General features: G+C 47.1%; 22 protein-coding genes. 16 read left to right on the forward strand and 6 right to left on the reverse strand.

Going from position 1 to position 22,323, the window contains the following annotated elements; genetic code table 11:
- Window positions 1-26: 26 nt before the first annotated feature.
- Window positions 27-2,618, reverse strand: a complete 2,592-nt coding sequence (acnB, locus tag ACM5Q9_RS06180) for a bifunctional aconitate hydratase 2/2-methylisocitrate dehydratase (protein WP_418143857.1) — start codon at window positions 2,616-2,618, stop codon at window positions 27-29.
- 468 nt (window positions 2,619-3,086) lie between these two features.
- Here acnB and ACM5Q9_RS06185 point away from each other — a divergent pair, with 468 nt between their 5' ends.
- The 3 genes from ACM5Q9_RS06185 (at window position 3,087) to ACM5Q9_RS06195 (ending at window position 4,816) form a co-directional block, all read left to right on the forward strand.
- A complete protein-coding gene (locus ACM5Q9_RS06185) occupies window positions 3,087-3,365 on the forward strand; it encodes a hypothetical protein (RefSeq protein ID WP_418143858.1) in 279 nt (92 codons plus the stop codon).
- Window positions 3,355-3,735 (forward strand): AEC family transporter, encoded by a 381-nt coding sequence (locus ACM5Q9_RS06190; RefSeq protein WP_418143859.1) that lies wholly within the window; start codon window positions 3,355-3,357, stop codon window positions 3,733-3,735. Before ACM5Q9_RS06185 ends, ACM5Q9_RS06190 begins: the two co-directional genes overlap by 11 nt.
- A gap of 112 nt (window positions 3,736-3,847) precedes the next feature.
- A complete protein-coding gene (locus ACM5Q9_RS06195; RefSeq protein WP_418143860.1) occupies window positions 3,848-4,816 on the forward strand; it encodes a hypothetical protein in 969 nt (322 codons plus the stop codon).
- Between the two features lie 117 nt (window positions 4,817-4,933).
- Here the strand turns inward: ACM5Q9_RS06195 and ACM5Q9_RS06200 are convergent, their stop codons facing one another.
- On the reverse strand, window positions 4,934-5,206 hold the full coding sequence (locus ACM5Q9_RS06200) for a GNAT family N-acetyltransferase (RefSeq protein ID WP_418143861.1): 273 nt from the start codon (window positions 5,204-5,206) through the stop codon (window positions 4,934-4,936).
- Between the two features lie 85 nt (window positions 5,207-5,291).
- The gene (locus ACM5Q9_RS06205; protein WP_418143862.1) at window positions 5,292-5,669 is read right to left on the reverse strand and encodes a hypothetical protein; all 378 of its coding nucleotides are present in this window, start codon (window positions 5,667-5,669) and stop codon (window positions 5,292-5,294) included.
- A 183-nt stretch (window positions 5,670-5,852) separates the two neighbouring features.
- Between ACM5Q9_RS06205 and ACM5Q9_RS06210 the strand changes: the two genes are divergently transcribed.
- The 6 genes from ACM5Q9_RS06210 to ACM5Q9_RS06235 all read left to right on the forward strand — a co-directional run bounded on the left by ACM5Q9_RS06210 (window position 5,853) and on the right by ACM5Q9_RS06235 (window position 12,013).
- Complete coding sequence (locus ACM5Q9_RS06210; protein ID WP_418143863.1) at window positions 5,853-7,052, forward strand: CaiB/BaiF CoA transferase family protein; 1,200 nt, start codon at window positions 5,853-5,855, stop codon at window positions 7,050-7,052.
- 40 nt (window positions 7,053-7,092) lie between these two features.
- On the forward strand, window positions 7,093-7,551 hold the full coding sequence (locus ACM5Q9_RS06215; RefSeq protein WP_418143864.1) for a MaoC family dehydratase: 459 nt from the start codon (window positions 7,093-7,095) through the stop codon (window positions 7,549-7,551).
- A 53-nt stretch (window positions 7,552-7,604) separates the two neighbouring features.
- Window positions 7,605-8,792 (forward strand): acyl-CoA dehydrogenase family protein, encoded by a 1,188-nt coding sequence (locus ACM5Q9_RS06220; RefSeq protein WP_418143865.1) that lies wholly within the window; start codon window positions 7,605-7,607, stop codon window positions 8,790-8,792.
- Entirely contained in the window at window positions 8,785-9,798 is a 1,014-nt protein-coding gene (locus ACM5Q9_RS06225; RefSeq protein ID WP_418143866.1) for an acyl-CoA dehydrogenase family protein, read from the forward strand. The genes ACM5Q9_RS06220 and ACM5Q9_RS06225 overlap by 8 nt, the downstream gene beginning before the upstream one ends.
- Window positions 9,799-10,011: 213 nt before the next feature.
- Window positions 10,012-10,902, forward strand: coding sequence for a LysR family transcriptional regulator (locus ACM5Q9_RS06230; RefSeq protein WP_418143867.1), 891 nt, complete (start codon window positions 10,012-10,014; stop codon window positions 10,900-10,902).
- Between the two features lie 139 nt (window positions 10,903-11,041).
- Entirely contained in the window at window positions 11,042-12,013 is a 972-nt protein-coding gene (locus tag ACM5Q9_RS06235) for a Bug family tripartite tricarboxylate transporter substrate binding protein (RefSeq protein WP_418143868.1), read from the forward strand.
- A 219-nt stretch (window positions 12,014-12,232) separates the two neighbouring features.
- Here the strand turns inward: ACM5Q9_RS06235 and ACM5Q9_RS06240 are convergent, their stop codons facing one another.
- Window positions 12,233-13,222: a malate dehydrogenase gene (locus ACM5Q9_RS06240; protein WP_418143869.1), complete on the reverse strand. Its 990-nt coding sequence runs from the start codon at window positions 13,220-13,222 to the stop codon at window positions 12,233-12,235.
- Window positions 13,223-13,463: 241 nt separating this feature from the next.
- Between ACM5Q9_RS06240 and ACM5Q9_RS06245 the strand changes: the two genes are divergently transcribed.
- From ACM5Q9_RS06245 to ACM5Q9_RS06275, 7 genes are all read left to right on the forward strand, one after another.
- Window positions 13,464-14,228: a GntR family transcriptional regulator gene (locus ACM5Q9_RS06245; protein ID WP_418143920.1), complete on the forward strand. Its 765-nt coding sequence runs from the start codon at window positions 13,464-13,466 to the stop codon at window positions 14,226-14,228.
- A gap of 90 nt (window positions 14,229-14,318) precedes the next feature.
- Window positions 14,319-14,735, forward strand: a complete 417-nt coding sequence (gene sdhC / locus ACM5Q9_RS06250; protein ID WP_418143921.1) for a succinate dehydrogenase, cytochrome b556 subunit — start codon at window positions 14,319-14,321, stop codon at window positions 14,733-14,735.
- The gene (gene sdhD, locus ACM5Q9_RS06255; RefSeq protein WP_418143870.1) at window positions 14,736-15,116 is read left to right on the forward strand and encodes a succinate dehydrogenase, hydrophobic membrane anchor protein; all 381 of its coding nucleotides are present in this window, start codon (window positions 14,736-14,738) and stop codon (window positions 15,114-15,116) included. It begins immediately after the preceding gene.
- Between the two features lie 3 nt (window positions 15,117-15,119).
- Window positions 15,120-16,898 carry a succinate dehydrogenase flavoprotein subunit gene (gene sdhA, locus ACM5Q9_RS06260; RefSeq protein WP_418143871.1) on the forward strand — a complete coding sequence of 593 codons (1,779 nt, stop codon included), beginning with the start codon at window positions 15,120-15,122 and terminating at the stop codon, window positions 16,896-16,898.
- A gap of 10 nt (window positions 16,899-16,908) precedes the next feature.
- A complete protein-coding gene (locus tag ACM5Q9_RS06265; RefSeq protein WP_418143872.1) occupies window positions 16,909-17,625 on the forward strand; it encodes a succinate dehydrogenase iron-sulfur subunit in 717 nt (238 codons plus the stop codon).
- 10 nt (window positions 17,626-17,635) lie between these two features.
- A complete protein-coding gene (locus ACM5Q9_RS06270) occupies window positions 17,636-17,896 on the forward strand; it encodes a succinate dehydrogenase assembly factor 2 (protein ID WP_169295144.1) in 261 nt (86 codons plus the stop codon).
- A 48-nt stretch (window positions 17,897-17,944) separates the two neighbouring features.
- Window positions 17,945-19,255 (forward strand): citrate synthase, encoded by a 1,311-nt coding sequence (locus ACM5Q9_RS06275; RefSeq protein WP_418143873.1) that lies wholly within the window; start codon window positions 17,945-17,947, stop codon window positions 19,253-19,255.
- Window positions 19,256-19,351: 96 nt separating this feature from the next.
- Here ACM5Q9_RS06275 and ACM5Q9_RS06280 read toward each other — a convergent pair whose 3' ends face one another.
- Window positions 19,352-19,750 carry a DoxX family protein gene (locus ACM5Q9_RS06280; protein WP_418143874.1) on the reverse strand — a complete coding sequence of 133 codons (399 nt, stop codon included), beginning with the start codon at window positions 19,748-19,750 and terminating at the stop codon, window positions 19,352-19,354.
- Window positions 19,751-19,753: 3 nt separating this feature from the next.
- Window positions 19,754-22,036, reverse strand: coding sequence for an NADP-dependent malic enzyme (locus tag ACM5Q9_RS06285; protein WP_418143875.1), 2,283 nt, complete (start codon window positions 22,034-22,036; stop codon window positions 19,754-19,756).
- Between the last annotated feature and the right edge of the window lie 287 nt (window positions 22,037-22,323).

The following is a 22,323-nucleotide window of genomic DNA, read 5'->3' on the forward strand; positions in this document are numbered from 1 at the left end:
CTTAAAACGGTTTTGACTTCACTGGATTAGATGCCAACGGTATCGGCAATTTCCTTGAAGTCTTCGATTTGGTCGAAGTTCATGTAGCGGTAGATCTTATCGCTGTTCTGGTCGATGATGCCAATGTCGGCCATGTATTCTTCGCGGGTTGGGATGCGACCCAGGCGAGAGCAAATGGCAGCCAGTTCGGCAGAACCCAGGTAAACGTTGGTGTTTTTACCCAAACGGTTAGGGAAGTTGCGGGTACTGGTTGACATGACGGTCGCACCTTCGCGAACCTGTGCCTGGTTACCCATGCACAAAGAACAGCCAGGCATTTCCATACGGGCACCGGCTACACCCAGAACGCCATAGTGGCCTTCTTCGGTAAGCTGTTTTTGGTCCATTTTGGTTGGAGGGGCAACCCACAGCTTGACGGGAATGTCGCGTTTGCCTTCAAGCAGCTTGGAAGCGGCACGGAAGTGACCGATGTTGGTCATGCAGCTACCAATAAACACTTCGTCGATTTTCTCGCCGGCAACGTCAGACAGTGTTTTCACATCGTCTGGGTCGTTAGGGCATGCCACGATAGGTTCGTGGATGTCCGCCAGGTCAATTTCGATGATGGTTGCGTATTCGGCGTCTGCATCGGGCTCAAGCAGTTGAGGGTTGGCCAACCAGGCTTCCATGGCCTTGATACGGCGGGCCAGTGAGCGCTCGTCTTCGTAGCCGTTGGCAATCATCCATTTCAACAGGGTGATGTTGCTGTTGAGGTATTCGATGATAGGCTCTTTGTTCAGGCGCACGGTACAACCAGCGGCAGAACGTTCGGCAGAGGCGTCAGACAGTTCGAATGCCTGCTCGACTTTCAGGTCTGGCAGACCTTCGATTTCAAGGATGCGACCGGAGAAAACGTTTTTCTTGCCTTGTTTGGCAACGGTCAGTTCGCCGCTCTTGATAGCGTACAGCGGAATGGCATTAACCAGGTCACGCAGGGTAACGCCAGGCTGCATTTTGCCTTTGAAGCGAACCAGAACGGATTCTGGCATATCCAGGGGCATTACACCGGTAGCTGCTGCAAAAGCAACCAGGCCTGAACCGGCAGGGAAGCTGATGCCGATTGGGAAACGGGTGTGTGAGTCACCACCAGTACCAACGGTATCAGGCAGCAACATGCGGTTAAGCCATGAGTGAATAACACCGTCACCAGGACGCAGGGCAATACCGCCACGGGTACTGATGAAGTCTGGCAGTTCGTGGTGGGTTTTGACGTCTACGGGTTTGGGATAGGCGGCGGTATGGCAGAAAGACTGCATGACCAGGTCGGCAGAGAAGCCCAGGCAAGCCAGGTCTTTCAGCTCGTCACGGGTCATTGGGCCAGTTGTGTCCTGGCTACCGACAGAGGTCATTTTGGGTTCGCAGTAAGTACCTGGGCGAACGCCTTTGCCTTCTGGCAAGCCACAGGCACGGCCAACCATTTTTTGTGCCAGCGTATAACCTTTGCCTGAGTCAACAGGTTCGGTTGGCAGGCGGAACAGGGTGGAAGCAGGCAGGCCTAGTGCTTCGCGGGCTTTGGCGGTAAGGCCACGACCGATGATCAGGGGGATACGGCCACCGGCACGCACTTCGTCGAACAGCACATCGGATTTAACCTGGAATTCGGCAATGACTTCACCGTTTTTCAGGGCTTTGCCTTCGTATGGGCGAAGTTCAACGACATCGCCCATTTCCATTTGGGAAACGTCCAGTTCAATAGGCAATGCGCCGGCATCTTCCATAGTGTTGTAGAAGATAGGTGCAATTTTGCCGCCCAGGCAGACGCCACCAAAGCGTTTGTTGGGGACGAAAGGAATATCCTCACCGGTGAACCACAACACGGAGTTGGTGGCTGATTTGCGTGAAGAACCGGTACCGACGACGTCACCCACGTAGGCAACCAGGTTGCCTTTTTCTTTGAGGGATTCAATGAATTTAACGGGACCGCGCTTGCCATCTTCTTCAGGTTCGAATGCAGCGCCTTCACGTTTGTTTTTCAGCATGGCCAACGCGTGCAGGGGGATATCTGGACGGGTTGTGGCATCGGGGGCAGGAGACAGGTCATCGGTGTTGGTTTCGCCACTGACTTTGAAAACCGTGATAGTGAGGCTTTCTGGTACTTCAGGGCGGCTGGTGAACCATTCGGCATCAGCCCAGCTTTGAATGACGGCCTTGGCGTTTTCGTTGCCTTTTTCTGCTTTTTCCTGTACGTCATGGAATGCATCAAACATGAGCAGGGTTTTTTTCAGGGCTTCAGCAGCGATGGAGCCTAATGCAGGATTGTCGAGCAAATCGATGAGGGGGCTGATGTTGTAGCCACCCAGCATGGTACCCAGCAATTCGGTTGCTTTTTCAGGGGTGATCAGCGGGCATTTTTCTGTGCCGAAAGCAATGGCGGCCAGGTAAGAAGCCTTTACTTTGGCTGCATCATCCACACCAGCGGGTACACGGTGAGTAATCAGGTCGACCAGATAGTTTTCTTCTCCGGCAGGAGGTGCTTTGAGCAATTCGATTAATTCAGCCGTTTGTTTGGCTGATAAAGGCAGAGGAGGGATGCCCAGCGCAGCGCGCTCGGCAACGTGTTGACGATATGATTCCAACATGACGTGACCTTAAAAAAGTTTTAGAGACAACACGGGCATTATAAGGCTTTTTCGTAAAAAAGTCTTATGTCTTATATAAGAGTTGGTTGTTTGCAGCAACAGATATTCCAGAATCAATGTAACAATTTTTGGTAAGTGACATTAAAGTTCTGCTCTGGCTTATCAGTGACAAACAAGTTCTGTTCTCCCGTGAAGAGACAGGTATAGGGAAAAACTTGAATAATTCTACCATGGGCTTATTGCTGCCTGTTGTGGGATGAAGCGCGGATGATACATATACCGATTTTGCGGGTAATTTCCTTCCCCGATTTTGGATGTTGCATATTACTATTTACTTGGTCTTTTTGTTAGTGATTGTTTATTAAGTATCTTTTCTATACCAATTTAAAAATAATAATTTATTCAAAAATGAATGCATTTTTTGGCAAATAAATTGCTTAATAAAAAAATAGGGCAAGAGGTGTTGTTGTGATAGAAACAATTGTTGCTGCGTTGCTACCGATAGTCGTGACACTGGTTTTGGTTTTTTTTGCCGGATGGCATCACGATTTTGAGGCCGATCAAGCTGCGGTACTTAACCGGATGGTCATGCTTTATGCCTTGCCACTTACACTTAGCATGGTGGGCGGATATATTCTTGTGTTTGTCCTGACGCGTTACGTTTTTCGGCGCTCAGCCAAGATAGCTGCCCTGCAGGCACTGGCTATCGCCGGGCCTGCCGTCCCTTTTTATTATATTGTCCCGTGACGATAGTCAGTCTACCGGGCCTAAAACAACAGTATTCGATAGCATCAAGAATACGATAAAAGAGCCTATAATCTGGGCACCCGTTCTGGCTTTTATTCTCTTGTTAGCCGACATCCGTATACCTGCCAACATTCGTTCTTCAATGAAACTCTTGAGTAATGCCACCGGAGGCGTCGCTCTTTTTGCTTCGGGCATCATCCTGTTTTTTAGTACGGTTTTTTCGGTACTGACCATATGCGAAAGGCGCATGTATCTGGTGGCCAAAATACTTACCGTTAGATGCCGGGTTGGTTTGATGGGAAATTTAATTAAAACCAGATCCATCAAACTGCCCATGTGGGTTTATAATCAACACAGCTATTTCATCTAATTTTAACGGCTTGTATTTATGACTTTTATAGTCAATTATATTTGCGCCATACGTGGCATCATGTATAGTATTGCCGTTACATTTTCAATTAATTAAAAGCAAAAGGAAACGTATGTCTTCTAAGAAGAAGATTGCCATTGCAACGGCAGGGGTTCTTGTGGTTGCCGCTGGTGCAGCCTGGTTTGGCGGCAATAAACTGGCACAGGGTAAAGTAGAAGAAGAGCTTAAAGCTTTTTTGGTGCAAAACAATTTGCAGGATAGTGTGTCTTGGGAAAGTCTTGATGCTAATGTTAGCGGTACAGGCTCGATGACTAATGTCAAAATTATCGACAGGCAAAATCCCGCGCATTACTTTACTTTTCGCAAAGTGATTCTGAATGAACTGGAAAATACTGAAAATAGTCAGAAAATAGACATCTCCTTTCAGGGTTTTGCCGATGAAACGGGTAAAAGCCCGATCGGAAAGGTTTCTGAAAGTAAATTGGCCGAATTGGGTTATACAGAATTGCCCGAGGTTAATGGCTCGGTCAAGGTTGATTTTGACAATGCGATAGATCGTTCATCATACGAAATCAGTATTGATCAACCCGAGGTTGCCAATTTTGGCGTCAAGCTTGATGCCAACAAGATTGCCGATTTGCTTAAGCAATTACGTGCCAATGCTGAATCGGTACAGCAAAATCCCATGGCATTACTCCCGTTTTTGGCACCGGTCAGCATTAATTCCTTGTCATTTGACATTCAGGATAAAGGTCTTGTAAAACGCGTGATTGCCAAAGAAAAAGGTGTGGCCTTGGGGGCACAAGCAACCCCTGCGCAAGACGCTGCCTATGAAGCCAAAATGCTACAGCAAAAAGAAGATTGCCTAAAGCAGGGTGCCGTTGTGTTTGGTGCAAACAATACAGAGGCATCTTGCGATGCGGTTTATCAGTACGTGACCAACCAGAAAAACAGCCTTTCATTTGCGATGAATCCGAATCCTCCATTCGAGATCATGACGGTTGTGCAGCTTTTGTCTGGTCGTGGAAATGCCAATCTTGGTCAGCTTTTTCAAAACCTCAACATAGAGTTGAAGAATTAATCACAATTAGGCTGGTATGAAAAGGCGTTCTGGTTTGAACGCCTTTTTTATTGGGCAGTCTGGCATAGGTCCAGTCTTGGGTGATTGTTTTCTATGCCAAATAACCGGCAGTGCTTTTTAAGCCACATTGGTGTATTCAGGGTGCCGCTTAAGGTAGGCAACGGTGTACGAGCAGACAGGGTGAACCTTCCAGTTATTATGGCTGGCGGTTTCCAGGGCAAAACGGGTAATTATCGCAGCGATGCCGCGACCGCCGACTTCTGGGGGAACCAAGGTATGCAGTACATGCATCACATTGTTGTCAAGCCGGTAATCAATTAAGCAGGTGTGGCCATCAATAACGGTTTGGAAACGTGACTGTTCAGGAAGGTGCTGGATCGACAGGTTCATGGGCTTGCTTTGTGGTTGATGAGGACAATTACATGATAATACTTTACGAAGCTGCTGACCATGACAGGCCTGCCTCTGACAGTGTTTAGCGAGTTAGCAAAATGCCCCAAACCACGCACATGCAAAGAATGCCAATAAAACAACAGCCCCAGAGTCCCAGCAACGGCCATTTTATTTTAACCGGTACTTGTGACGGAATCACATGAGGCAAAATGCGGTTGGCGTGACCAATCAGCCAGAATTGCACATTGGGGAAAAACAGCCTGAAAAAATAGTCCAGTAATATAGAACAGCGGATAGACAAGGAAAACCGGTTGAACGGCTGCATGCTTAAGTAAGGATGCTTAAGCATTTCATTGGTGGGTTTTAAAGAAAAGAAAATCAGGTAGAGACCGGAAAACGATGCAATCAGGAAACAGGCCATTAGTATTGCAATCGCGTAAATCAGTATCAATTCAGTCATAAGGATAAAGCTTAAGTCTTGGGTTGGCTTGTGGAAATGTTATGAAGGATTGATTTTAACCTAAGTTGGCCAACTTGTTTTTAAGGTTGATATTCAATCAATATCAGATGATTTTTAATTAATATTAGACGACTATCATAATTGATATTAGCCTTATATTCATTCAATTAATGTGAGTCAGTTATGAATAGCACCAAGCCTTCCACTTCTGCTTTGCAAGGAATCAAGGTACTGGATTTGACTTCCATCGTATTTGGTCCTTACGCTTCTCAGATTCTGGCCGATTATGGGGCGGAAGTGATTAAAGTCGAATCGTTAACGGGTGATTCTACTCGCTATACCGGCCCCACCATGGAGGAGGGGTTGTCGGCTATTTTTCTGGGTGTTAACCGCAATAAGCAAAGTATTGCACTAAATCTTAAGCAAGAACAGGCCAGGGATGTTTTGTTGGAGCTGGTGGATCAGGCTGATGTATTCATGCATAGTATGCGGCCGCAAAAAATGAAAAAACTGGGGTTGGATCCTCAAACCCTGCGACAGCGAAATCCTAAACTGGTTTATGCTGGCCTGTATGGATTTGGTAATGCAGGCAGATACGCCGGCATGCCTGCCTATGACGATATCATTCAGGGTTTAAGCGGTATACCCGATGTGGTGCAGAAGCAATCTGGCACACCTAGATACCTGCCCATTATTGCTGCGGATAAAACCTGCGGCCTAGTTGCCGCCCATGCTATTTTGGCTGCCTTGTTCCAGCGGGAACGGGATGGTCGTGGGCAGCAGGTTGAAGTACCCATGTTTGAAACAATGTCTTCTTATATGTTGGTGGAGCATTATTATGGTCGGCATTTGGCCGATCAGAATCAACATGCGGGATATGACCGGGTGTTGTCTGAGTGGCGCAAACCTTATAAAACGCTTGATGGTTATTTATGCATGATGCCTTATACCGACTTGCATTGGCAGAATTTTTTCCGGCACGCCGGTTATTCCGAGTTGGCCGCTGATGAACGTTTTACCAATATTTCCCAACGCACCAAACATATTAACCAGTTATACGAAATTACCGGTCAAATTGTGGAGGGCCAAACCACCACGTATTGGCTTGATTTTTGTAACCAGTATGAAATCCCGGCCTCACGGATTAATGCCATTAATGAACTTGAGCAGGATCCGCATTTGCAGGATGTGGGTTTTTTTGTGGAGCTTGAGGATACCAGTGGCAAGTATCGTTTCGTGCGTAACCCGGTTAGTTTGGAAAATTCGACAGTGCTGGTGCAAATGCCACCTCGGTTGGGTGAACACACGACCCCGATTATGGAAAATCTGGGTTATACACCGGAAGAAATTCAACAATTTTATAAACAGCAACTCATCAAATAAAGTATTGATGAACTAAACAACACATTACAGGAGATAGAAAATGACACAGGAAGCAAAATTATTGGGCGAGGGTTTTTACTGGCAGGATCTGGAAGTTGGACAGAAATTCAAAACCTTTAAACGTACGATTACTGAAACCGATATTGTTAATTTTATTAGCGTTACCGGCATGCTGGAAACCATTTTTATTGACAAGACTTTTAATGCCGGTGCCATTAAGGGACGTCCGGTGCCCGGTGCACTCACGTATAGCATTATCGAAGGCATGTTGATGCAAACTATGGTTCAGGGAACCGGCCTTGCTTTGCTGGAAGTGCATAAAAAAATGCTGGCCCCTGTGGTTGCCGGTGATACGATTTGGGCCGAGGTAGAGGTCACACAGGTAAGACCAACCTCTAAACTTAACCGTGCCGTGGTTTCAACACATATTAATATCAAGAACCAGGATGATGTAACGGTGATTAGTTATGACGTGACTCGCATGTTGTCAGGACGTTGATTTGAAGCCTTACCAATAATAATTTTAAATTTAAATTAAGTGGGTGGTTTATTATGCTTGACGTTCTTGATCTGGCTTATCTTCCTCAAGAAGAAAACCAATTTCGAAGCGAACTGCGGGCTTTTATTAAAGAAGCCATGCAGGAAATGGATGCCTACGCACGGGCCCGTTCATGGATGGGTTTTGATGCCGGGTTCAGCAAAAAACTGGCTGCCAAAGGTTGGTTGGGCCTTACTTTGCCCAAGCAGTATGGCGGTGCGGAAAAAGGTTATTTTTCCCGTTTTGTATTGTCTGAAGAACTGTTGGGTGCCGGGGCGCCGGTTTCGGCTCACTGGATTGCCGACCGCCAGAGCGGTCCTTTGATTCTGCGTTATGGCACAGAGGCGCAGAAACAGTTTTATTTGCCAAGGATTTGTCAGGGGGAGGCTTTTTTCTGCATAGGCATGAGCGAACCCAACTCCGGTTCCGATCTTGCCAGCATTAAAACCAGGGCACAAAAAAATGACAAAGGCTGGCTGCTTAATGGCAGCAAGATATGGACAACGAATGCCCATCAGTCACATTATATGATTGCCTTGGTGCGCACTTCAGGAGAGGCGGGAGACCGGCATAAAGGATTGTCTCAGGTGATTATTGACTTAAGCCTGCCAGGTGTTACGGTACGCCCCATTGTTGATGTGGCTGGAGATGCGCACTTTTCAGAAGTGTTTTTTACGGATGTCCAACTGGCCGATGATGCCCTGATTGGCAATGAAGGCGATGGTTGGGAACAGGTCAATGCCGAATTGGCCTTTGAACGCAGTGGCCCGGAGCGTATTTATTCCAGTATGGCCTTGGTGGAGTGTTTCCTGAAAGAATGCCGGCAGCAAGGCTGGGAGTCTGAGCGGGTGCAGGTAACGCTGGGTGGTATTGTTGCCCGGCTTGCCGTATTAAGAACCATGTCATTGGCGATTACCAGCAAACTGGCCAAGGGTGAAAACCCTTCGGTGGAGGCATCACTGGTTAAGGATTACGGCACCGGGCTGGAGCAGGATATCCCCAAATTGATTGCAGATTGCCTGGGTGAATATCCTGAATGGACGCCTTCCGTTGAGCTGATCAAGACCCTGGCTTTGGTGGATCAGGTATGTCCTTCCTATTCCTTGCGTGGCGGTACCCGAGAGATATTACGGGGAATTATTGCCCGGGGTTTGGGCTTGCGACAAGAAAGAGATAAAAATGGACAATTTGAGTATGGATAATCTTTTTGATGGGGCCGTGGGCCGTTTGTTTGCCGATATTTCAGAAAAATTCGGCAACAGCCTAGAGTTGTCGTGCACTGATTATGAAGCGATCTGGTCAGAAATAGCGGGTTCCGGTTTTTTGGATGTGATGCTGCCTGAAGAAAAAGGAGGGGCAGGGCTGAGTCTGAAAGAAGCGGGAAACCTGTTCAAGCTGGAAGGATATTTTAATTTGCCAGTTCCTTTTGCCAGTACCCTGCTGGCTCGTAGTTGGCTGGATGGCAGCGGGCAAACCATACCAGAAGGGTCCGTAGTTATCGCTACCATGGGGGTGCAGATATCTGAAGGGCAAGGACAGATAGTGATTAATAAATTGCCTTTTGGTCACCGGGCAGCCAGGTTTTTGGTGTTGGCTAATCAGTCATGTTATTTACTGGCCCAGGAAAAAGCAGTGGTTCATGAGGTTTATCACGCAGGGTTGTTTGCCAGCGTGAGCTGGCGTCTGGAAGAGGCGATTGAGCTGGAAGTGTCTGCGCAAGCTTTGGAAGATTTGCGTAATCTGGCTGCTTTGGCCGCATTGGTGCCCAGTGTGGGTGCCATGGAAAGGATTTTTGAAATGACGCTGGAGTATGCCAATCAAAGGCAGCAATTTGGCCGACCTTTAAGCAAATTCCAGGCAATCCAGCATCAAATCAGCGTCTTGGCAGAACAAGTATGGGCCGCACGCATGGCAGCGCAAATTGCATGTAACAGCAACAATCATCATCCAGATCCCAATTTGTTGGCCATTGCTAAATACCAGGTCAGTTTTGTGTCCGATCAGGTAGCTGATATTTCCCATGCAGTTCATGGTGCTATCGGGATTACCGAAGAATATGCGCTGCATTTTTATACCAGACGTATCAGAGAGTTCAAAAGTGAGGCAGGAACCCAATCCTACTGGGCTAAAAGGTTGGGCCATCATGTATTGGGGCAAGAGGGCGAAACGGTTCTTTCAATGTTAACTGGAGAGCTGTGCCCAAGATAATAATTTAGTCTTTGGTTATCTTTTGACGCCGGACTCATGATGGGTCCGGTTTTTTAGTTATGCGCCCAGCATGCCATGTCGTTTGGCAGGGGCAGTTCAGACGAACTTACCCTTATGTGATATGGCTATATGCAGGATTATGCTTATATATTAAATAATGTAATTTTGATATTCTTTAGATATCATTAAAAATATTAAATTACAGGAATTAATATGGATTTGCGCCGTCTCCGTCATTTTGTGGTGTTGGCTGAAACCTTGAATTTTCATAAGGCCGCTGAAAAATTGCATATTGCCCAACCCCCTTTATCGGTTTCCATTCAAAAACTGGAGGCTGAGTTGGGGGTGCGTTTGTTTGAGCGAACCTCCAAAGGGGTTTCCTTGACCCCGGAAGGAATGCAAATCCGTGCGGATGCAATCCGTCTGCTTTACTTTGCAGAGCAATTGAAGCACACGGCAGATGAAATCAAGGAAGGAACAAGAGGGGTGTTGCATATTGGTTTTGTGGGTTCAGTTACCCAAGGGTTGTTGCAAAGCCTGGTGCCATCTTTTAAACAAAAATATGAAAATGTCGAGCTGAGTTTTACAGAAGGGATATCCAGCCGGATAGTACAGGATGTGGAGGCGGGTAAGCTGGATGTGGGCTTGATTCGTACCCCTGTGCTGGATAATACGGCTGTAGATATGATTCAACTGGAAAAAGACGGTTTTGTCTTGGCTGTCCCGAAAGGACATGAACTGGAAGGTCATGCTGTTTGTTTGAAAGAGTTGGCCGAATACCCATTTATTGTCTATTCTCCAGACCATGCCAGGGGTCTGCATTATGCCGTTATGTCTGCATGTCAGGAGGCTGGCTTTCTTCCACGAATCACTCAAATAGCCATTCAGGTGGATACTGTACTGGCCCTGGTTGAAAGTGGTGTAGGCATTGCCTTGGTGCCCTCTGTGGTGATGAAAACAAAAATCAAAAAGCATCTTTCTTATCTTCAGTTGTCAGATGAATCCGAAATTACCCGGATTGGCTTTGCATTGGTATATAAAAAAAACACTGCCTCTGTCGCAACTATTAAATTTCGGGATTTGGCAATAAGCCAGTATTCGTAATTTGAGTAGTTAAATATCGACATGGTGATACACGATGCCTATTGTTGACTGTTGAAAGAGTATTAGAACTGGTTGCTTATCTTTGCTATCGTGTCTTTTGTGGTTTGAACCTTTATAAATATAAACAGGAGACATGAATATGTTAAAGAAAACCATAATTGCGGCTAGTTTGTTAGGAATGGCCTTTGCGCAAACGCAAGTGTTTGCATTTCCGGAAAAACCTATCAGGATGGTTGTTCCTTATGCAGCAGGAGGGGTTACAGATACGGTTAGTCGGTCTATTGCACATGGCTTGGAAAAGCAAATGAAGCAGTCTGTGGTGGTTGAAAATAAACCGGGTGCAAATACTGCTCTGGGGGCGAAACAGGTCGCTACTTCCCGGCCTGATGGATACACCATTCTGATGGCAACGGGTTCAACGTTATTATTGAATCCAATGCTTTACAAAAAACTGTCTTATGATGCGTCCGATTTGGTGCCGATTGCGTTAGTCGCTGAAACACCGCTTATTTTTACCGTTAATAACAAGATTCAGGCGGATAGCGTTGAGTCATTCATAAAATTGGCTTCCTCAAAAGAAGCCAATTCGTTCAATTATGCGTCTACAGGAACAGGAACGTCAACACACCTGGCTGGTGCGTTGTTTATGAAGATGGCAGGGCTGGAATCTACCCATGTGCCTTTTAACGGCAGTATGCCTGCCTTTACCAATTTAGTTGGTGGGCAGGTGGATATGTCGTTTGATTCAATTGCCACTGCCTTGCCGCTTATTAAGGATGGCCGAATTAAGCCAATTGCTGTAACAACACGAAAACGCCTGGATGTTTTGCCGGATATTCCGACTATCGCTGAAAAAGGTTATCCTGATTACTCGGCAACGGCCTGGTACGTTTTAGTTGCGCCTAAAGGGACACCGAATGAGGTGATTGAATCATATAAAGCGGCAGTCAATGAAGTGTTGAAAGATGAATCAATGCAGAAAAAATTTAATAATCTTGGTGTGGAAATTTTCCCTCCAGGAAGTACTAATGAAATGTACGCTTTTATAGATATGGAAAAGAAAAAATGGGGTGATTTGATTCGATCCATGAATCTGACTTTGGATGAATAATCTAAACAGTATTTTAAAGGTCGGTGGGTAAGCTTAGTATGAGAGTTTTTTTGTTTAGGCAACCCGCCGCACCGAATTTGGTAAGGATTTTGATGGTGTGGGCATTGGTGATGATGTCATCAAAGGCTTTTGATGCAAAACAAGCTTTCTGTTGTATTTGATCAATACGGAAAATCTGAAAAAAATAGCCACGGTTAGGTGGCTATTTTTTTATCGGAATTACTTGAGCAGATCAGCTACGCCATCACGCTCTTCGAGCAATTCGTTAAGGGTGAAATCCATGCGTTCACGAGAGAATGCGTCGATTTCCAGGCCTTCCACGCGTTTGTACTCACCGTTTTCGGTAATGACAGGCACGCCATAGATAATGCCTTCAGGAATACCATAAGAACCGTCAGAAGGAACACCCATGGTGACCCATTTGCCGTTTGAACCGAGCACCCAGTCACGGATGTGGTCGATGGCGGCGTTAGCGGCAGAAGCTGCGGAAGATAGGCCGCGTGCTTCGATAATTGCGGCGCCACGCTTGCCAACGGTTGGAATGAATGTGTCGCGATTCCAGGCTTCGTCGTTGATGAGATTGTCCAGTGACTCGCCATTCACAGTAGCGAAACGAGTGTCTGGGTACATGGTTGGAGAATGGTTGCCCCAAACGATGAGGTTTTCGATGTCTTTAACTGCTTTGCCAGATTTCTGGGCCAATTGGGTAAGCGCACGGTTGTGATCCAGGCGCAACATCGCGGTGAAGTTTTTGGCAGGCAGGTCTGGAGCGGATTTCATGGCAATATAAGCATTGGTGTTGGCAGGGTTGCCGACTACCAGTACTTTTACATCGCGGCTTGCAACGGCATTAAGGGCTTTGCCTTGCGCTGTGAAGATTTGGGCATTGACTTGCAGCAAGTCTTTGCGTTCCATCCCTGGGCCACGGGGGCGTGCACCAACCAATAGGGCAACGTCAGCATCTTTGAATGCAGTCATTGGGTCGCTGTGAGCGGTCATTTCCTGCAGCAGAGGGAATGCACAATCGTCCAGTTCCATCATCACGCCTTTGAGCGCTTTTTGTGCTTTTTCGTCTGGGATTTCTAGCAATTGCAGAATAACCGGCTGGTCTTTGCCTAACATTTCGCCTGAGGCAATACGAAATAGCAATGCGTAACCGATTTGACCGGCAGCACCAGTAACAGCAACGCGCAGGGCTGGCTTGGACATAAATGTTTCTCCAAAATAGGTATGAACGTAAGAGATAAGAGCCTTAAGAGCGTATGCGGCAAACCAAGATTGGCACCGGATTATTCATGAAAACTCTTATTGATAAACGCCGATAATCTTAGAATAAAATCCGCTTTTCGTCAAATTGTCTTATAACTTATATCTTATATAAGAATAGACAGAAACCCTTAGGTGTGAAATAATGTCGCACGTCAATTCAGGTTTTCATTATTCTGTAAATATGTCAGTTTCATCATCCCCAACCGGCAGGGGCTCAGCCATTGGCGGTGCCGCTTTCAGTCCTTTGTACAAGCAAATTAAAGCGTTGCTTGTGCAAAGCCTGCATGCCGGTGAGTGGAAACCCGGTGAAAGCATTCCCAGTGAACTTGATCTTGCCGCACGGTTTCAGGTCAGTCAGGGAACAGTGCGTAAAGCCATAGATGAACTGGCTGCCGAGAATCTGTTGATCAGGCGTCAAGGCAAAGGCACTTTTGTGGCCACTCACCATGAGGCCCAGGTCCGTTACCGCTTTTTGCGGCTCACTCCAGACAATCCCGAAAATAACCAGCGTGCGCAAAGTACAATACTTGAGTGCAGCCGACAAAAGGCAACGCAAGAAATAGCCCGCTTGCTTGAGATTCGCACCGGAGATGCCCTTATATATATTAAGCGGATCATGAATTTGGGTAACCGGCCCAGTGTTATTGATGAAATCTGGCTGCCTGCCGATGTTTTCAAAGGGCTGACCAGTGAGGTACTGATTCATAACAAGGGGCCCTTGTATGGTTTGTTTGAAACAAAATTTGGTGTCAGCATGATACGGGCCGAAGAAAAGGTCAGGGCTATCGCTGCCGATGCACAAATGGCTGATTTTCTTAATGTTTCTGAGGGTTTTCCTTTGTTGCAGGTGGATCGGGTCTCCTATACTTACGGAGATCGTCCCATGGAAATTCGCCGGGGTTTTTACTTGACCGATCAATATCATTACAGAAATAGTTTAAACTAGAGAGCGTTTTGATTAGTGCCGGTTCAAATGAGTTTTTTTGGCCGGGTTTGTTTTTTTTTGTTGTATATCGTTTCATTTTTTGAGGCCGTTATGTCAGACTCTACGTCAAAGCCGCGTCGGGAATATCGTAATCTCGATTTAGAGCTTATTGCAGTTAAATACCGCCTGCCCACTGCCGGGAAAGTGTCAATTTTGCACCGTATCAGTGGCGCAATCCTGTTCTTAAGCCTTCCTATTATTCTGATCCCTCTTTTTGCGGCCAGTGTGGCATCGCCAGAAAGCTTTGCGGCCTTGGGAAGCGGTTTTGGCGGGTTCTTGCTGAAACTTGTTTTGCTGGTAGTGTTGTGGGGCTTTATGCATCACTTGTGTGCTGGTATCCGTTACCTGACGCTTGATTTGCATATCGGCATGGACAAAGTGTCTGCACAAAAAAGTGCAGCAATCGTTCTGGGTACAAGCATTGCCCTCACCCTGGTTTTTGCAATTAAACTGTTTGGAGCTATGTAAATGGCAACTAATGAACAAATTGGTCGTAAACGCCTGGTCGTAGGTGCACACTACGGCTCATTCGATTTTCTCGTCCAGCGAATGACCGCAGTCATCCTGGCTGTTTATTCTGTTTTATTCCTGGTCTGTGCCCTGTTCACATCCATCAACTATGAGTCCTGGAAAGGGTTCTTTACCTTCACCTTTTTTGGTTTGCCAATGGGTCAAATTTCAGCCACGCTGGCGTTTTTCTCTTTGGCCTGGCATGCCTGGATTGGTGTGCGTGACATTTGGATGGACTATGTGAAACCTGCTGGCCTTCGTGTGGCCCTGCATGTATTAACCGTATTGTGGTTAATTGGTTCAGTCTTGTTTTTCGCGAATATTGTTTGGAGTCTATAAGCCGTGGTCGCAATTAATTCTTCATTGCCACGCCGCCAGTTTGATGCGGTGGTTGTTGGCGCCGGCGGTGCCGGTATGCGTTGTTCTTTGCAGCTTGCGCAGGCTGGTCTGAAAGTCGCTGTTTTGTCTAAAGTATTTCCAACCCGTTCGCATACCGTTGCTGCCCAAGGTGGTATTGGTGCTTCACTGGGTAACATGAGCGAAGATAACTGGTACTGGCATATGTACGATACCATCAAGGGTTCCGACTGGCTCGGCGACCAGGATGCGATCGAATTTATGTGTCGTCAGGCTCCCAATGCAGTTTATGAGCTCGAACACTTCGGCATGCCATTCGACCGTAACCCTGATGGCACCATCTATCAGCGTCCATTCGGTGGTCATACCGCCAACTTTGGTGAAAAGCCCGTGCAGCGTGCCTGTGCTGCAGCTGACCGTACCGGTCATGCCTTGTTGCACACACTGTATCAGCGTAACGTTGCTGCCAAAACCCATTTCTTTGTTGAATGGATGGCACTTGACCTGATTCGCAACGATGCAGGTGATGTTCTGGGTGTAACCGCCCTCGAAATGGAAACAGGTGATATTTATATCCTTGAAGCCAAAAAAACTGTTCTGGCAACAGGTGGTGCAGGCCGTATCTGGGCTGCTTCAACTAATGCATTCATCAATACCGGTGACGGTCTTGGTATGGCTGCACGTGCTGGTATTTGTTTGCAAGACATGGAATTCTGGCAATTCCACCCAACCGGCGTTGCTGGTGCTGGCGTGCTTATTACCGAAGGTGTTCGCGGTGAAGGCGGTATCTTGCTGAATAAAGACGGTGAGCGTTTCATGGAGCGTTATGCGCCTACCCTGAAAGATCTGGCCCCGCGTGACTTTGTGTCCCGCTCAATGGACCAGGAAATCAAGGAAGGACGTGGATGTGGTCCTGACGGCAACTATGTGGTCCTGAAGCTGGATCACCTGGGTGCTGACGTCATTAACAAACGTTTGCCATCCATTCGTGAAATTGCCATCAAGTTTGGTAACGTCGATCCAATCAAAGAGCCTATCCCTGTTGTTCCAACCATTCACTATCAGATGGGTGGTATTCCTGCCAACTATCATGGCCAGGTTGTTACTTGGGAAAATGGCGAAGAAAAAGTGGTTAATGGTTTGTACGCCATTGGCGAATGTGCGGCCGTATCCGTACACGGTGCTAACCGCCTGGGTACTAACTCTCTGCTTGATCTGGTTATTTTTGGTCGTGCCGCCGGTAATCATATTGTTGATTCTCACCCTGAGAAACAGCGTGAGCATCAGCCGTTGCCAAAAGAATCTATCGATTTCTCCTTGACTCGTGTTAATGCGATTGAATCCCGTACTTCTGGTGAGAAAGTTCAGGATGTTGCCAATAGTATTCGTGTTTCAATGCAACAGCACTGTGGCGTATTCCGTACATTAGAGTTGTTGAACGAAGGTGTTGGTCAAATCGACGAGCTGGCAGAACAGGTCAAACACATCAACTTCAAAGATAAATCAAAAGTGTTCAACACAGCACGTGTAGAGGCGCTTGAAGTTGAAAACATGATTGAAGTTGCGCGTGCAACCATTAAATCAGCAGCTAACCGCACTGAAAGCCGTGGTGCCCATGCATTGAATGATCATCCTGAGCGTGATGATGAGAACTGGTTGAAACACACCTTGTGGCATTCTTCAGATGGCCGCCTGGAATACAAGCCAGTTCATATGAAGCCACTGACTGTTGAGTCATTCCCACCTAAAGCACGCACTTTCTAAGCAGGATATTATGAGTACTAAACGTATCGTCAAATTTGAAATTTACCGCTACGATCCTGATAAGGACGAGCGTCCCTACATGCAAAAGCTGGAAGTAGAGCTTCAGCCAACTGACAAAATGTTGCTTGATGCGATTGTTCGCATCAAGAATGATGTTGATGACAGTCTTGCTTTGCGTCGTTCATGCCGTGAGGGTGTTTGTGGTTCAGATGCCATGAATATCAACGGTAAAAATGGTCTGGCATGCACAACCAACCTGCGTGACCTGAAAGAGCCTATCGTTCTTCGTCCGTTGCCAGGTTTGCCGGTCATCCGTGACCTGATTGTGGACATGACACACTTCTTCAATCAGTATCACTCAATTCGTCCGTATCTTATTAACGATACACCGCCACCTGAAAAAGAGCGTCTGCAAACACCTGAGGCTCGTGAAGAGCTTGATGGTTTGTATGAGTGTATTCTTTGTGCATGCTGCTCTACTTCCTGTCCTTCTTTCTGGTGGAATCCAGACAAGTTCGTAGGTCCTGCTGGCTTGCTGAATGCCTATCGCTTTATTGCTGATAGTCGTGATCAGGCCACAGGAGAGCGTCTGGACGATCTTGAAGATCCGTACCGTTTATTCCGTTGTCACACAATTATGAATTGTGTTGACGTTTGTCCTAAAGGATTGAACCCAACAAAAGCAATCGGCAAAATCAAGGAAATGCTGGTTCGTCGTTCAATCTAAGCAGTTTGTTATGGACAAATTGACGGAATTGGAACGAGCTCGCCTTCGCTGGCGGGCTCGTCGGGGACTTTTAGAAAACGATTTGATTATTACTAAATTTTTGGATCGTTATGAATCTTCGTTAACGAACGAGGATGTAAAGTCCCTGACTCAACTTTTTGAGCTGGATGATAACAATTTACTCGACCTTCTGCTGGCGCGTTCAGAGCCAGAGGGTGACTATGATACGCCTAATATAAACCGTCTGATCGGTCTGATGCGTGCAGGGTAGGCTGGGTAAACAGTTATTGTGTTGTATAAAACTAAGTAAGGAATATAGATGAAATTGTCCGAAAAAAAAGCTACGCTCAGCTTTTCCGATGGTAGTAAGTCCGTTGAATTTCCAGTGTACCAGGGTACAGTTGGCCCGGATGTTGTAGATATTCGCAAGTTGTATGGTCAAACAGGTATGTTTACCTATGACCCGGGCTTCATGTCTACCGCTTCATGTGAATCAGCCATTACGTATATCGATGGTGATAAAGGTCAGTTGTTGTATCGTGGTTACCCCATCGAGCAACTGGCTGTTAATTGTGACTTCATGGAAACCAGTTACTTGTTGTTGAATGGCGAATTGCCAAATGCAGCACAAAAAGCTGATTTCAACCATCAGGTTACTTACCACACCATGGTTAACGAGCAGATGCAGTTTTTCCTGCGTGGTTTCCGTCGTGATGCGCACCCTATGGCCATCATGACAGGTCTGGTTGGTGCAATGGCTGCTTTCTACCATGACTCTACCGACATTACCAATCCAGAGCATCGTCACATTTCAGCGATCAGGCTACTTGCCAAAATGCCTACCCTGGTCGCAATGACTTACAAATACTCTCAAGGCCAGCCTTTCATCTATCCTCAGAATGACCTGTCATACACTGGCAACTTCCTGCGCATGATGTTTGCAACACCTTGCGAAGATTACAAAGTCAATGATGTTGTAGAGCGTGCTCTTGACCGTATCTTCATTTTGCATGCAGACCACGAGCAAAATGCATCTACATCTACCGTACGTTTGTGTGGTTCTTCAGGCACCAACCCGTTTGCAGCTATTGCTGCTGGTGTTGCTTGCTTGTGGGGTCCTGCCCATGGTGGTGCCAACGAAGCTTGCCTGAACATGCTTGAGCAAATTCAAGCTAATGGTGGTATTGCTAAAGTCGGCGAATTCATGGAGCAAGTCAAAGACAAAGAATCAGGTGTTCGCCTGATGGGCTTTGGCCACCGTGTCTACAAAAACTATGACCCACGCGCCAAACTGATGCAGGAAACATGTAAAGAAGTCCTGACTGCATTGGGCCTCGAGAATGATCCTCTGTTCAAGTTGGCCATGGAACTGGAGCGTATCGCCCTGGAAGATCCATACTTTGTAGAACGCAAACTGTATCCTAACGTAGACTTCTACTCAGGTATTGTTCAGCGTGCAATTGGTATTCCAACCTCTCTGTTTACTGCAATTTTCGCCTTGGCTCGTACAGTAGGCTGGGTTGCACAGTGGAATGAGATGATCTCTGATCCTGGTTACAAGATCGGTCGCCCACGTCAGCTGTTTACAGGCGATACCGCCCGTGACGTAGTGGAAATTGCCAAGCGTTAATTTTCAGCGGGACATTTCCCGGTAGTTGAAAAAAACCCTTCAGGATAATTCCTGAAGGGTTTTTTTTTAAGGGGAATTAAGGGGAAGAAAAGGCGATTAGTTGTTATAAGGCGTGTTAAGGCAGTATTTGCCTGCGCCGCCCAGGAAAATGGCCAGTGCACCCACAAGAAAAAGGGCAGGCAATTCAGGTACCCAGCCACCCGAGCGGCTGAATGAAGACAGTTGCCCCATATGTACAAGGAAAAAGGCAAACAGCATATTCACCGCAATAACGAGGGCGGCAGGGCGGGTATAAAGGCCAATGATCACCATGATTGGCGCAATGACCTCGCCCGCATAAACGCCATAGGCGACAAATGCGGGCAAGCCTTTGGCGGTTACCATGCCAATGACCGGATCTATCCCGTTTGAGATTTTGGTCAAACCATGAAACAGGATCAGGAAGCCCACCCCAAGTCTGAGCAGCAGTTTGGCAAGATCATCGCTTTTCAACAAAACCTAGTTTCCTTGTGATTGCTGCGCATCAACAACAGCCAGTGCAGTCATATTGACAATACGGCGTGTTGTTGCGCTAGTGGTAAGGATATGCACAGGTCTTGCTGCGCCCAGCAGGACGGGACCCATCGCAATGCCATTGCTGCCCGTCATTTTCAGCATATTGTATGTAATATTGCCGGTGTCCAGATTTGGCATGATCAGCAGGTTGGCGCGACCTTTAAGTGTCGAGTCAGGGAACGCGTTGAGGCGAATTTTTTCTGACAGTGCTGAGTCGGCATGCATTTCTCCATCCACTTCCAGTAATGGTGCACGTTCGGCAATAATTTCGCGGGCACGAGCCATTTTTCTGGAAGATTCAGTGGGACGACTACCAAAATTGGAATGAGACAGAAGGGCAATTTTAGGTGTGATGCCAAAGCGAATCATTTCTTCGGCAGCCTGGATGGTAATGTCGGCAATCTGTTCAGCACTGGGGTTTTCGTTAACATGTGTGTCACAAATGAACAGGGTTTCATCTGGCAGCATGAGTACGTTCATGGCGGCAAAGGTCTGGGCGCCGGGTTTCAGGCCAATGACTTCCTGGACATATTTCAACTGGTTGTCAAACTTGCTTGAAACACCGCAAATCATGGCATCGGCGTCACCGCGTTCCATTAGCATGACACCAATAAGCGTGTTGTGTTTACGAACCATCGCTTTCGCAATGTTGGGGGTAACGCCATCACGTGCTTTCAGTTTGTAGTAGGCTTGCCAGGTTTCGTTGAAACGGTCGTCATCTTCTGGATTGACGATTTCGACGTTTTTGCCGTTGACCAGGCGAAGGCCCAGTTTTTCAATGCGCATATTGATAACGCCGGGGCGTCCGACCAGAATCGGATAAGCCAGTTTTTCATCAATAACGGTTTGGGCTGCATGCAGGATGCGTTCATCTTCACCGTCAGCAAAAATCACCCGTTTGGGGTCTGATTTTGCTTGTTTGTAAAGTGGGCGCATCAATTGACCAGAGCGGTAAATAAAGCTCATTAACTGGCTGCGGTAGGCATCCATGTCTTCAATCGGGCGCGTAGCCACGCCAGAGTCCATGGCGGCCTGTGCAATAGCGGGGGCAATCTGGACGATAAGGCGCGGGTCAAACGGTTTGGGAATAATGTATTCAGGACCAAAATTCAGGTCTTGGTCCTGGTAAACCGAGGCGACCTCATCATTTTGTTCGGCTTGAGCCAGTTCGGAAATTGCCTTGACGCAAGCCAGTTTCATTTCTTCGGTAATGCGGGTGGCGCCAACGTCAAGCGCACCCCGGAAAATGAATGGGAAGCACAATACGTTATTGACTTGGTTAGGGTAATCGGAGCGGCCGGTTGCAATAATGCAATCGGGACGTGCTTCCTTGGCGTCTTGAGGGAGGATTTCCGGGTCGGGATTGGCCAAGGCCAGAATCAGTGGCTGGCTGCCCATTGATTTGACCATGTCTTTGGTCAGGACACCGGCTGTCGAGCAGCCCAGGAAAACGTCAGCATCCTTGATGACATCGGCCAAGGTGCGGGCATCGGTGTCTTGGGCGTAGCGTGCCTTGTTTTCTTCCATGTTTTCATCACGGCCTTTCCAGATCACGCCGCGAGAGTCACAGACATAAATGTTTTCCCTGCTAATGCCTACTTTGGTCAGCAAGTCGAGGCAGGCAATCGCTGCAGCGCCAGCGCCTGAGCAGATCAGCTTGACCTCGGCCGGATTTTTATTGACGATTTTCAGTCCATTCAGGACGGCTGCTGATGAAATGATAGCGGTGCCGTGCTGGTCGTCGTGAAATACCGGGATGCGCATGCGTTCGCGCAGTTTTTTTTCAATATAGAAACATTCAGGGGCCTTGATGTCTTCCAGGTTCACGCCGCCCAATGTGGGTTCAAGTGCGGCAATGATATCCACGAGCTTATCGGGGTCGCGTTCTGCCAGTTCAATGTCAAAAACGTCAACGCCGGCAAATTTTTTGAACAGGCATCCTTTGCCTTCCATGACCGGTTTGGCGGCAAGCGGACCAATGTTGCCCAAGCCAAGTACGGCAGTACCGTTGGTGATCACGCCAACCAGATTGGAGCGGGAAGTATATTTAGCTGCGGCTTCATCGCCTTCATTGAAAATGGCCATGCATGCAGCCGCTACACCGGGAGAATAAGCAAGTGAGAGATCGTCCTGGTTGGCTAGCGGCTTGGTTGGTGTCACTGATATCTTACCGGGGGTAGGATAAGCGTGATAGTCCAGCGCCAGTTTGTTGAAATCGTGATTCATAGTAGAGAAGACCCTATTGTATTTTTAGTTTGATAAATTAAAGCTAATCGTGTTTATAAAGCAACGAATTATACAAATATACCAATTTGCTAATCAGTAAGCATTAATAATCTTTTGTTTTTGAAAACTTTATAGCGAAAAGCTTGATAAATAGGGGTATACTTTTGTGTTATTGGCTTTTAAGGCTAGTACGTGCCTTCTGCCCCGCTATCCGCAATTCGGTCTAGCCGTAACGCGGAAGGTATTCCTGCATCCAAAGGGTGAAACACTCATACCGGTGAAGCGTT

The organism is Advenella sp. RU8 (assembly GCF_048381675.1).
Classification (GTDB): domain Bacteria; phylum Pseudomonadota; class Gammaproteobacteria; order Burkholderiales; family Burkholderiaceae_B; genus Advenella.